This is a genomic window from Micromonospora sp. NBC_00617, assembly GCF_045161355.1.
Lineage (GTDB): Bacteria > Actinomycetota > Actinomycetes > Mycobacteriales > Micromonosporaceae > Micromonospora.
Genome location: NZ_CP107751.1, coordinates 1079322 through 1092937, shown reverse-complemented (window position 1 = coordinate 1092937; position 13616 = coordinate 1079322). Strand labels below are relative to the sequence as shown.

Genomic DNA, 13616 nt, shown 5'->3' with positions numbered 1-13616 from the left:
CGTTCACCGTCGGCCGGCCGGCTTGTCGATCAGCCCCGTCAGAATGCCGGCGAGGTCCGGCACGTATTCCTTCATGACCGAGAAGTGCTCACCCTTCGTGCGGTGTACCCCCAGCCCGGCGGTCCGCTCGCGCCACCGTTGGAGGTAGTCGTGGTAGCTCTGGCCGGAGCTGACGACCTCGTGCTCGCCCAGCGCCAGCTCGTCGCTGACGATCAGATCCAGGTGACCGGCGTACGGGCGGTCCCGGTAGGACAGCACCATTTCCATCACCTCCTCCCACATCCGCGCGCCGGGCAGCCACATCGTTCCCGCGCCGCGCTCGGGGAGCGTGATCCCGTCGTTGCCGACGATGTCGTCCACGATGTGTTCGAGCAGCGCCAGCGTCTCCTGCCGGAGCACCGAGGTGTCCTCGTCCGGCGGCGCCGCGTCGAGCCGCTCCAGGTTCGTCACACACTGCTTGATCAGCCCGTACTCCGACCAGAGGTGCTCCTTCTGCCAGGCGTCCTGCCCCGGGTCGAGCAGGATGAAGGTGACCTCCTCGCCTTCGGCCATCAGTCGGCTGGCCATCTCGGTGCTCACCCCGCTGCCGCCACACCAGCTGAAGATCCGGTACGGCCCCTGCGGGACCGCCTCCCGCAACTCCGCGAGGTAGCGGGTCGCCATGTCCTCCGTGGACGGCACCGAGCCGGTCGACGGGTCGCGGCCCGGCCATTCGAAGGCGACCACCGGCAGATTCGGATCGAGGTGCTCGGCCAACCGCCGGTACCAGTGCGCGCTGCCGCCGCCGGGGTGCACACACACCAGTGGCGGCTGGTCGCCGGTCCGGCGCAGCCAGAGCAACGCCGTGACCGGCTGCCGCTCGCCGTCGATCGACGCGGCGAGCGCCGCGAGCGTGCGGTGCTCGACGAAGGTTCGAACGGTCGTCTCTATGCCGTGCCGGTCCCGCAGCATCGCGATCGCCCGCAACGTCAGCAGGGAGTGCCCGCCGAGGTCGAAGAAGTCGTCGTCACGGCCGACCCGGGGCAGGTGGAAGACCTCGGTCCAGACCTCGGCGACGGCCACTTCCGTGGGCGTACGCGGCGCGCTGTATTCCCGTACCGACGTTCCCGCCGCCGGCCGGGGCAGCGCGGCCCGGTCGAGCTTGCCGTTGTTGTTCAACGGGAGCCGGTCCAGGCGGACCCAGGCCGTCGGGACCAGGAAGCCGGGCACTCTGCTGCGCATCACGTCACCGAGCCGGGCGGGGTCGGCCGGGCCGCCCTCGTCGAGCACGACGTACCCGACGAGCTGCTTGATGCCGTCCACGCCCTGGTACGCCGCCGCCGCGGCAGCCCGCACCGTAGGCAGCTCGGCGATCGCGGCCTCCACCTCGCCCAACTCGACGCGGTGCCCACGAATCTTCACCTGGTGGTCGCGCCGCCCGATGAAGTGGATCGTGCCGTCCGGATCCTGGCGGACCATGTCCCCGGTGCGGTAGAGCCGGTTTCCCGGCGCGTGTCCGGACGGGTCCGGTACGAAGCGTTCGGCGGTCAGGTCCGGACGGCTCTGGTATCCGCGCGCGACGCCCGGCCCCCCCAGCAGCAGCTCACCCGGCACGCCGAACGGAACCGGGTCGAGGTTCTCGTCGACGACGTGCACGTAGGTGTGATTGATCGGCTTCCCGATCGGAATGACGTCGGTGAGCGCCGGCAGTGGGATCCGTGGGTGGACGGTGGCGAACGTGGTGCTTTCGGTCGGGCCGTACCCGTTGCTGACCAGCACGCCGTGTTCCATCGCCTTACGCACCTGCAGCGGCGGCAGCACCTCGCCGCCGACCACCACTTCCCGTATCCCGGCCAATGCCTGCGGCCGAACGTCCATCATGGTGTTGAAGAGGCCGGTGGGCAGGCACAGCACGGTCACCCCGTGCCGGCGCAGGAGCTCGTCGAGCTCGTCGGCGGTCGGCGTTTCCGGGGCGACGACCAGCCGCGCCCCGTTGCACAGCGCGCCCCAGAGCTCGAACGTCGACGCGTCGAAGGCGAGCGTGCCGGCTTGCAGCATGACCTGGTCGGCGTCCAGCTGCGCGTAGTCCTGGCCGTGCACCAGCCGAACGACGCCACGGTGCGGGACCAGCACGCCCTTCGGACGTCCGGTGGACCCCGACGTGTACGTGATGTAGGCGAGGTTCTCCGGTGACAGCGTCACCTGTGGCGCGGTGGTCGACCGGCTGCCGTCCGACCACCAGTCGGAGTCCAGGTTCAGCGTGGTCAGCCCGGCACGCGCCGCGAAACGGTGGGCGTGGGTCGGTCCGCTCACCAGGACCTGGGCGCCGGAATCATCGAGGAGATAATCGATGCGGCCGCCCGGATACTTGGGGTCGAGCGGCAGGTAGCAGCCGCCGGCCTTGAGGATGCCGAGCAGCGCGACCACCGTGTCGATCCCGCGGTCCATGCAGACCGCGACGGGCGTTTCCAGGCCGACGCCGTGCTCACGAAGCGCCAACGCCAACTGGTTGGCCCGGGCGTCGAGTTCGCCGTAGGTCAGGCGCGAATCGCCGCACTCGAGTGCGACGGCGTCCGGCCGGGCCTGCGCCTGAGCCGTGAACAGGTCGGTGACGCACGCCTCGGGCAGGGCGGGCCAGTCCTGCTGCGGCTCGGTGAACCGGTGCGCCGGGGTCGAGCTGAGGTCGACCGGATTCGCGCCGTCGTCGGCGATCATCGCGGTGAGCAGTTCGAGGAAGGTCTCACCCAGGGCGGTAAGCCGCTCCTGGGTCGCCCAGCCGGCCCGGCACTCCAGGCGCAGCTCGCCGGGGAAGGTCAACGTGACCAGGGTGAACTCGTTGGGGCTGTCGTCGACGACCGTGCCGAACACGTCCTGCTGTGCGTCGAGCACGTGGAAGTCGAGGTAGGAGAAGATGCTGCTGATCAGCGGCGTACCGGTGCCCCAGGCGCGCTGCATCGCGGGGATCGGGTAGCGCCGGTGCGGCCAGACGGCAAGCTCCTCGGCGAACACGGCGCGCACGAGGTCGCGCCAACGGGGCGTACGCAGGTCCACCGCGAACGGCACCGTGTTGAGGTACATCCCCATCACCTCGTCGCCGCGCAGCAGTTCGGGCCGGCCGTTGACGACCAGACCACTGAAGAACCGCCGCTGGCCGGTGATGACGCCGATCATCGCGAGGTGCGCGGTGTGCAGCACGGCCTTGAGCGAGGTCTGCGTCCGCGCGGCCAGCTCACGCAGCCCCGGTTCGAGATGCCGCCAGGACATCCGCAGCTCCGGCACCGCGCCGTGGCCGGCCGGGGCGGTGTCCGCCGGCAACGCGATCCGGTCGTACTCGCCGACCCGGCTCCGCCAGAACCGTTCGTCCGGCCCGGCCGACAGCGATCGCCGTTCCAACCTGACGAAGTCGGCGTACCGCCCCGGGGGCGGGGGCTTCAGCGCATCGGGGTCCGCGTCCCGGATCGCCCGGTAGGTGTCCCGCAGCTCGGCGATGAGGGAGTGGTGGCTCCAGCCGTCCAGGATGGCGTGGCACTCGGTGTGGGTCAGCACCCACGTCCGCTCCCCGGTGCGGTGCACGTGCCAGCGCAGTTGCGGCGCGTGATCGATGGGCAGCATCGCCAGCTTCATCGTCTCCCGGTACCGCTCCAGGATGTCCTGCTGCTCAGCTTCCGGGAGCTCGCGCAGATCGTCGAAGCCCACCTCGACCCGCGCCTCGGCGTGGACGAGTTGCATCGGCTCGGTGTAGCCGGACACGTCGAACGTGGTGCGCAGGATCTCGTGCCGGTCGACCAGCCATTGCGCGGCCTGCTGCAACGCGGCCAGCGAGAACGGGCCGTCGTCGACGATGTCGAAGCTGGTGACGTTCTGGTATGCCGGGTGCGAGCCGTTGACCAGCATCTCGTACACCATGCCGGCCTGCACCTGACCCATCGGGTAGGCGTCCACCAGGCCGTCGGGGAGCCGGTCACGGTCGGCCGGGTCGAGTTGCTCGAACGGGCCGACCGGCGGCTCGTCCGCACCGGTCGCCGGCCGGTCGGCGAGCGTCGCCAGCTGCGCCGCGGTCTGGTGCGTGAAGATGTCCTGCACCGACAGGTTCAGCCCGCCCCGGCGCAGGGTTCCGATCGCGCGGATGGCACGGATCGAGTCACCCCCGACGTCGAAGAACCGGTCGTGCACACCGATCCGTTCGATGCCCAGCGCCGCCGCGAGCGCCTCGGCGACGACGCCTTCGGCCTCGGTGCGGGGGGCGACGTACGCTCCGGCCGCCCAGGCACGGCCAGGTGTCGGGGCCGGCAGCGCGCGCCGGTCAGTCTTTCCGCTGGTGGTCAGGGGCAGCGCGGGCAGCAGCTGCCAGTGGCTCGGGATCATCGCCTCGGGCAGTCGACCGCGCAGGAACGACGCCACGTCGCTCACCTCGACGCCGGCGTCCGTGTCCTGGGCGACGAGGTAGCCGACGAGCTGGCCGTCGTGCACCGCGACGGCGACCGCGGACACTTTCGGGTGCTCCGCCGCCACCGCCTCGATTTCGCCGAGTTCGACGCGGTGCCCACGGATCTTCACCTGGTCGTCGAGCCGGCCGAGGTAGTCAATCCGGCCGTCCGGCAGGTACCTCGCGAGGTCACCGGTGCGGTACAGCCGCCCTCCACCGCCGGACTCCTCGAACGGGTCGGGAACGAACCGCTGTGCCGTGAGCCCCGGGCGGCTCAGGTATCCGCGGGCCAACTGCACGCCGCCCAGCAGCAGCTCACCCGGCACTCCGATCGGGACCGGTCGCAGGTTCTCGTCGACGATGTAGGTGCGCGTGTTGGCGATCGGCCGTCCGATGGTGACCGGCGTCCCGGGCACGCACCGCACCGCGGTGACGTCGACGGCCGCCTCGGTCGGCCCGTAGAGGTTGTGCAGCTCGCAGCCGATCCGCTCGTGGACGGCGGCGACCAGGTCGGCGGGGAGCGCCTCGCCGCTACAGATCATTCGGCGCACCGACGGCAGCGGCCCGAACGACTCGGCCAGGAACACCCGCAGCATCGACGGTACGAAATGCAGGGTGGTGACCTGCTCGGTGGCGATCAGGTCGGCCAGGTAGTGCGGGTCGCGGTGGCCGTCGGGCCGGGCGATCACCAGGGTGGCCCCGGTGATCAGCGGCCAGAAGAACTCCCACACCGAGACGTCGAAGCTGTACGGGGTCTTCTGCAGCACCCGGTCGGAGTCGTCCAACCGGTAGGCGTCCTGCATCCAGCGCAGCCGGTTGACGATCGCGCGGTGGGTGACCACGACGCCCTTGGGCCGGCCGGTCGAGCCGGACGTGTAGATCACGTACGCCGGGTGGTCCGGCCCCGCCGGGGTCGTGCTCGCCGGCGCCGATCCGCTGCCGGTGATGGCCGGTTCGCCGTCGGTGAGCACGATGGTGACACCGGCGTCGGCACACATGTAGTCCCGGCGCTCGGCCGGGTGGTCCGGGTCCAGTGGCAGGTAGGCGCCGCCGGCCTTCTGGATCGCCAGCAGGGCCACCACCAGCTCGATACTGCGTCGGCGGCACACGCCGACGATCGACTCCGGCCCGACGCCCGCGTCGACCAGGTACCGCGCCAGTCGGTCGGTCCGCCGGTCCAGCTCGGCGTAGGAGACATCCTCGCCCTCGAAGCGGAGGGCGACGGCGTCCGGGGTCCGGGCCACCTGTCGCGCGAACAGCTCCGGCAGGGTGCCGGTCGGGTACGCCACCTCGGTCTCGTTCCACGTCCGCACCACCAGCTCCCGCTCCGCCGGTGGGGACTCGACCAGCTGGCTGATCGGTGTGTCCGGCGTGGCCGCGATGCTGCCGACGAGAGTGGTGAAGTGGCTCGCGAACCGCTCGACGGTGTCCCGGTCGAACAGCGCGGTGGCGTAGTTCAGGAAGCCGGCGAGGGTGCCGTCGGGCTGGTCGACGACCACCAGGGTCAGGTCGAACTTGGCGTCGCTCTCGCCGACCGGCAGTTCCTCGGCGCGTAGTTCGCCGACGCGGCGGGCCGTGGAGTCCCCGTTGGCCCACAGGAACATGGTCGAGAACAGCGGGGTCCGGGACGCGTCGCGCACCGGGGCCAGCTCGTCCACCAGCCGTTCGAACGGGAGTTCCTGATGGGCGTAGGCGCCGAGCGCCATCTCCTTGACCCGCCGGAGCACCTCGCGGAAGGGCGGATCGCCGGACAGGTCGGTGCGCAGCACCAGCGTGTTGAGGAACAAGCCGATCAGGTCCTGCACCTCGGCCCGGTCGCGACAGGCCACCGGGGTGCCGATCGTGATGTCGTTGCTCCGGCCGAACCGGCCCAGCGTGATCGCGTACGCGGCCATCAGCACCATGAACGGCGTCGCGCCGGACTGGCGGGCGAGTTCGTGCAGGGCTCGGGCGTCCGGCGCGGACACCGCGAACGGGACCAGGTCGCAGGCGCTATCCCGGACCTGTGGGCGGGGCCGGTCGAGCGGCAGTTCCACCGCGGTGGCGCCGGCCAGCGCCTGCCGCCAGTAGTCGAGCTGACGGTCCAGCTTGGCACCGGACATCGCATCGCGCTGCCACGCGGCGAAGTCCGCGTACTGCACCGGTAGGGGCGCCAGCGGGGACGGCCCGCCGGTCAGCGCGGCGGTGTACAACCGGTCGAGCTCACGCCACAGCACCTGCTCGGACCAGCCGTCGAAGGCGATGTGGTGCAGGGTCACCACCAGCGCGTGCTCCTCGTCGGCCAGCCGCGCGAGGGTTCCGGTCAGCACCGGGCCGGTCGCCAGGTCGACGGGTGCCCGGTCGTGGGTCATCCAGCCGGCGATCCGTTCGTCCTGCGCGGCGGGGTCGAGGCCACGCAGGTCCACCTCGTGCAGCGTGGCCGGCTGCGGAGGGTCGATCACCTGGCCCGGTTCACCGTCGACCACCACGTAGCGGGTGCGCAGCACCTCGTGCCTGGCCACGATTGCGTCCAGCGCCGCCCGCAGCGCGCCGGGTTCCAGCGGCCCGAACAGGCGCAGGCCGGTGCTGGCCAGATACTCCGTACCACCCGGCCGGACCTGGTCGAGAATCCACAGCCGGCGCTGCGCGAACGACAGCGCGGGGGGCGTCTCACGCGAGACCCGGGTGATCCCCTCGTCCGGCGCGGCGGTCGCGACACCTCCGAGCCTGCGCCGAAGCAACTCCGCGCGCAAACCGGCTCGATCGATTGTCTCAGTCACAGGGCACCATCCTGGGAAAGCAGTTCGCTCATCTGGGCGTCGGTCAACTCGTCGAGTTCCGCCGTGATCAGGTCGGTCACCGCCACCGCCAGCTCGGCCACGGTGGTCACCTCGAACAGGCAGCGCAGCGGGACCTCCACGGCGAAGGCCGCCCGCAGCCGGGCCAGGACCCGGGTGGCCAGCAACGAGTGGCCACCGAGCCCGAAGAAGTCGTCATCGACGCCGACCCGGTCGACGCCGAGAATGTCCGACCAGATCCCGGCGATGGTCTCCTCCGCCGGGTCCCGCGGTGCCACGTACCCGCGGGCGCCGTCGAGTTCGGACGGTGTCGGATCTGGCAGCGCCGCCCGGTCGACCTTCTTGCTCGGTGACAGCGGCAGGGCCGCGACGGTGACCCAGGCCGACGGGATCATGTACGAGGGCAGCGACTCTCGTAGGTACGCCCGCAGCTCGTCGAGGTCGGGTCCGGTGTCGTGAGGCCACTCCAGGTAGGCGACGAGCCGCTTGTCGCCGAGCCCGACGTCCTTCGCGACGACGGCAGCCGCGGACACCGCGGGGTGCCTGGCCAACACGGCTTCGATCTCGGCGAGTTCGATCCGGAAACCCCGAATCTTCACCTGGGTGTCAAGGCGGCCGAGGAAGTCGACAGCGCCGTCCGGCCGGAGCCGCACCAGGTCGCCGGTGCGGTAGAGGCGCGCTCCCGGTTCGGTGGCGAACGGATCGGGCACAAACCGTTCCGCGGTCAGCTCCGGCCGGTCGTGGTAGCCACGGGCCAGGCGCACGCCGCCGAGGTACAGCTCGCCGGGTACCCCCACCGGGAGCGGACGCAGCTCCGCGTCGAGCACGTACACCCGGGTACCGGCGGCCGCGCGGCCGATGTGCAGGGTGGCCGTGCTGCGCTCGTCGGCGAGATCGCCCGACACAGGGTTGAACATGCAGGTGACGGTCGCCTCGGTCGGCCCGTAGGTGCAGAGGAACCGGCCGGGTAGGCCGGTCGCCGCCCAGCGTTGGGCGTCGTCGACGGTCACCACGTCCGAGCTGATGTTGATGGTCTTCATCGCGGTGAGCCGGTCCACGCCGGACTCCATCATCTCCCGGTAGTACGCCGGGGTGATCTCCATGATCGTCACGCCGTACTGCGCCAGCTTGACCGGCAGCTCGCTGGGCGTCCAGAAGACCGGATCGCTCACCACGATCGTGGCACCGGCGGCCAAGGTGGCGCCGATCTGATCCATCGCGACGTCGAAGGTGAGTGCCGAGAGCAGCACGACCCGTTCGCCCGCGCGGATGCCGTACTGGTCGGCGACCACCCGGCAGTGGTGCGCGTACGCCCGATGCGAGATCATCACGCCCTTGGGGCGGCCGGTCGACCCGGACGTGTAGATGATGTACGCGAGGTTGTCCGGCACGGTGACCGATGCCGGGTCGGCCGTTGGCCGGCCGCTCGCCCGGTCCCCGTCGTCGACGACCAGCACCGGCCGGTCGTGCCCGGCGAACCGGTCGGCGAACGCGCCGGTGGTCACCACCAGGTGCGCTCCGGCGTCGGCGAGCATGTAGCGCAGCCGCTCCGGGGGATGTTCCGGGTCGAACGGCGCGTACACCCCGCCGGCCTTGAGCACCGCCAGCAGCACCACGACCGGTGCGATCCCGCGCTGAAGGCACGAGCCGACGATGACCTCCGGACCGACCCCCATCGCACGGAGCTGGTGCGCCAACTCGTTGACCCGGGCGTTCAGCTCGGCGTAGCCGAGCCGCTCGGCGCCGAACACCACGGCGGTCGCCTCCGGAGTCCGGGCCGCCCACTGTTCGAACAGTTGCGATACCGAGAGGTGCCGTTCGCCGGGCGGGTCGAGCAGGTCCAGCCGGTCCGCGTCGGGGTCCGCCCATTGGTGCACGATCGTGTGGCGTTCGTCGGCCGACAGCAGATCCAGCTCGCTGATCCGGGTCTGCGGGGCGGCGGTCACGCCGCCCAGCAGGCGTAGGTACTGGCCGGCGAGGCGTTCGATCGTCGAGCGGTCGAACAGCGCCGTGGCGTACTCGAACCAGCATTCCAGCCGGCCGTCCGGCTGCTCCATCACGGACAGGGTGAGGTCGAACTTGGCCACCGACAGGCCGCTGTCCAGGCCGGTCGCGGCGCACCCGGCGAGGGTGGACGCCGCGTTACCGGCACCGGTGTGCTGTACCTCGAACATGATCTGGAACAGCGGGTTGCGGGACAGGTCGCGGTCCGGTTGCAGGGCGTCGACGAGGTGTTCGAACGGCACCTCCTGGTTGGCGAACGCCTCCAGAGCGCTCCGGCGGACCCGGTCGACCAGGTCGAGGAAGGTCGGGTTCCCGCCCAGGTCGGCCCGGACCACGAGGTTGTTGACGAAGAAGCCGACCAGGTCCTCGGTCTCCGGCCGCGTCCGACCGGCGACCGGGGTGCCGATCGCGATGTCGGTGCGGCCGGTGTGGCGGCTCAGCAGCACGTCGAACGCGGCCAGCAGCACCATGAACAGGGTTGCGCCGATCTGGTTGCCCAGCTCGCGTACTGCTGCTCCGGTGGTCTGCGGAATATCGACGATCAGCATTTCGCCGCGCAGGTCACGCCCAGGCTGGCGGGGCCGGTCGGGGGTCAGCTCGACCGGCACGAGCCCGGCGAGACGGTTTCGCCAGTGCTCGATCTGGTTGCCGATGGTGCCGTCGGCCTGCCGTTCGCGTTGCCAGGCGGCGAAGTCGGCGTACTGCACCGGAAGCGGCTGCGTCGACCAGGGGGTACCGGCGAGCCCTGCCACGTACGCCTCGTTCAGCTCGCGCAGGAAGATGCCCAGCGACCAGTTGTCGAAGGCGATGTGGTGCAGGGTGATCGCGACCAGGTGTTCGTCGGCCGCCGTGTGCACGACCGTGACCCGCAGCGGACGCTCGTGGGTGAGGTCGAACGGCCGGGCGCTCACCGCTTCGATGATCGTCCTGGCGCGCTTCGCGGCGTCCGCGGTGCCGGTCAGGTCCACCACGTCGAAGGGCACCGGGCCGGGGGGATCCACGAGTTGCAGCGGAACACCGCTGTCCCCGACGTAGCGGGTGCGCAGCACCTCGTGCCGGGCGCTGACCTGCTCCACCGCGCGGCGCAGCGTCGCGGTGTCCAGCGTTCCGGTGAGGTGGTACACCATCGGGATCAGGTATTCCGCGCTGCCCGGTTCGAGCTGGTCCAGGAACCACAGTCGTTGCTGGCCGAACGAGGTCGGCAGGGTGCCGTCGCGGGGTACGGACACGATCTGCGGCTCGCTGTCGGGTGTCGTGCCCGCGTCGATCGCCGCGGCGACCCGCTCCACGGTCCGTCCTTCGAACAGGGTGGCCACCGTCAGCTCCAGCCCGAACCTGCGGCGCAACCGGTGCGCGAGCCGGATCGCCAGCAGCGAATGCCCACCCAGCGCGAAGAAGTCGTCGGCGACGCCGACCCGCTCGACCCCGATCAGCTCGCCCATGAGGGTGGCGACGGCCCGCTCGGTCTCCGTCCGTGGGGCGCCGTGACCGGCGGCTACGTCATCGGGCTCGACGTGATCCGGGTCGTCGCCGGGTGGGCGGCTGCCGGGGGGCGGCAGCGCCGACCTGTCGACCTTTCCGTTGGACAGCGACGGCAGCGCGGCCAGCGGGACGATGCTTGCGGGAACCATCGCGGCGGGCAGCCGGGTGCCGAGGAATCCAGACAACTCGTCGGTCTCCACCATCGCCCCGGCGGTCGGCACCACGTAGCCCGCGAGTTCCAGGTCACCGGTGACGGATCGGTAGGAGGTGACCACGGCCGCCGCGACCGACGGATGCGCCCGGAGCGCGCCCTCCACCTCACCGGGTTCGACACGCACCCCCCGCACCTTGACCTGCGCGTCGAGGCGGCCGACGAACTCCAGGACCCCGTCGTCACGCCACCTGGCGAGGTCTCCGGTGCGGTACCACCGCTGGCCGGGCCGGGTGGCGAAGGGATTCGGGGTGAAGCGTTCGGCGGTGAGGTCGCCGCGCCCGGCGTAACCGCGGGCGAGGCCGACACCGCCGATACACAACTCACCCGGCACGCCGATGGGCGCGAGCCGGCCGGCGGAGTCCACCACGTACAGGTCGACGCCGGGTAGCGCGGCACCGATCGGAACCGTACCGTCGGTCTCGCCACGCGCGTAGCGCCACGCGGTCACGTCGATCGAGGACTCGGTCGGTCCGTAGGTGTTGTACAGCTCCACCTCCCGCACGCCGAGCAGTCGCTCGCACAGTTCGGTCGGCAGCGGCTCGCCGGCCGAGCACACCAGCCGCAGCGCGTCGCAGGCGGCCAGCTCCGGCTCCTCGACCACGGTGCGCAGCACGGACGGGACGAGTTGCACCACGGTGATCCGGTACGCGGCGAGGGCACCGACCATCACCGCGGTGTCGCGGTGCGCGTCCTGCGGCGCCATCACCACAGAACCGCCGGACACCAGCGGCGCCAGGAACTCCCACATCGACGCGTCGAACCCGATGGTCGTCTTCTGGAGTACACGGTCGGTACTGGTGAGCCCGAACCGGTCCACCGCCCACAGCACCCGGTTCCGGATCCCGCCGTGACTGATCACGACGCCCTTGGGGCGACCGGTGGAGCCGGACGTGTACATGACGTAGGCGGCGCTCGCGGCGTCGAGCGCCACCGGCGGCGGTGGCGTGGCGCGGGCGATGTCGTCCCACTGCTCGTCGAGCACCACCACCGGGGTCTGCTGCGGAATCCGCTGTCGCAGCGCCGTGTCGGTGAGCACCAGTTCGACGCCCGCATTTTCGATCATGAACTCGAGTCGCTCGTCGGGCAGGTCGGGTGCGAGCGGGACGTAGACCGCGCCGGCGGTGAGCGAGCCGAGCAGCGCGACCACGAGATCGGTACCGCGGTGCAGGGCGACGCCGACGGCGGTTTCCGCGCCGACTCCGCGAATGCGCAGGAAGCCGGCCAGGTTGTCCGTCCTGGACCTCAGCTCGGCGTAGGTCAGCTCGGTGTCACCACAGACCACGGCCACCGCGTCCGGCGTGGCCTCGGCCTGCGCCCGGAACAGGTCCGGCAGCAGCGCGTCGGTCGCTCCGCGCGGTGCGGGGTGCCAGCCGAGCAACTGCTGCTGTTGCGCGGCCGCCACGGTCGACACGTCGCGCAGCGGCGTCTCCGGCGCCGCCGCCAGGTTCTCCAGCAGCGCCACGTAGTTGTCGGCCATCCGCTGGATCCGGGCCCGGTCGAAGAGCGCGGTCGGATAGGTGATCCGGGCGACCCAGGATCCGTCCGGCTCCTCGGTCATCTGAAGCGACATGTCGAAGGTGGCACTGCGTACGGGGGTCGGCACCCAGTCGACCTCGATGCCGGGCAGACTCGGCGGCTCCCCCTGGCCGTTCAGGACCGCGAACCCGACCTGGAAGAGCGGGTTGCGGGACAGGCCGCGGTCCGGTGACAGTTCGGCGGCCAGGCGTTGCAGGGGTACGTCCTTGTGCTCGAAGGCGTCCAGGGCCGTCTCGCGGACCCGGCCGAGCAACTCGACGAAGGTGGGATCGCCGGACAGGTCGGTCCGCAGCACCACCGTCTGCGCGAGCGAGCCGATCACCGGCTCCAGCTCGACCCGGTTCCGCCCGCTGGTCGACACCCCGACACCGAAGTCGAGCTGGTCCGCGTAACGGCTGATCAGGAGCTGGTAGGCGGCCAGGAACACCATGAACGGGGTCGCCCGGGCGGCGCGTCCCACGGAGCTGATCCGGGCCGCCAACGGGGCCGGCACCGCGAACGCCACCACGTCGCCGGCCGGTTCCCAGGCGGCGGGGCGCTGCCGGTCCGTGGGCAGTTCCAGTGACGGCAGTCCGGCCAGTCGCTCACGCCAGTAGTCCAGGTGCCGGACGAACGCCGCGTCGTTCGCGTCCCATCGGCTCCGTTGCCAGTCGGCGAAGTCGGCGTACTGGAGCTCCAGCGGCTCCAGCGGCGACTTCTCGCTGGCGGCATGGGCCGCGTAGAGCACGCCCAGCTCCCGGGCGAGGATGCCCAGCGACGGGCCGTCGAAGGCGATGTGATGCACCACCAGCATCAAGATCGCGTCAGTGGGGGAAAGCTGCACGAGGGTCAGCCGCCAGGGAGCTGATTCACGCAGGTCGATCGGTGTGGTCACCGCCGCCTCGCCGATCTCCCGTACCCGTCGGTCCTGTTCAGCTGCCGGGTGCCCGGTGAGGTCCACCACCGTGAGGTCGGCCGCCGCCGGCTCGTCGATGATCTGCACCGGCTGTCCGTCAACCGTCGAATAGCGGGTGCGCAGAATTTCGTGCCGGCCGGCGATGTCAGTGAAGGCGGCGGTCAGCGCCGCCCGGTCCAGCGGCCCGCGCAGCCGGAATCCCCAGTGCAACAGGTACTCCTGGGTGCCGGACCGGACCTGGTCGAGAAACCACAGCTGCTCCTGCTCGAACGACAGTCGGAGCTGGTTGTCGGTTTCGAGGAT

At 71.0% G+C, this 13616-nt stretch carries 2 protein-coding genes; both read right to left on the bottom strand.

Annotation, left to right across the window (positions count from 1 at the left end; translation table 11 throughout):
• Positions 1–3: 3 nt before the first annotated feature.
• On the bottom strand, positions 4–7164 hold the full coding sequence (locus OG505_RS04895) for an amino acid adenylation domain-containing protein (protein WP_405431291.1): 7161 nt from the start codon (positions 7162–7164) through the stop codon (positions 4–6).
• A complete protein-coding gene (locus tag OG505_RS04890) occupies positions 7161–13616 on the bottom strand; it encodes an amino acid adenylation domain-containing protein (protein WP_405434391.1) in 6456 nt (2151 codons plus the stop codon). The genes OG505_RS04895 and OG505_RS04890 overlap by 4 nt, the downstream gene beginning before the upstream one ends.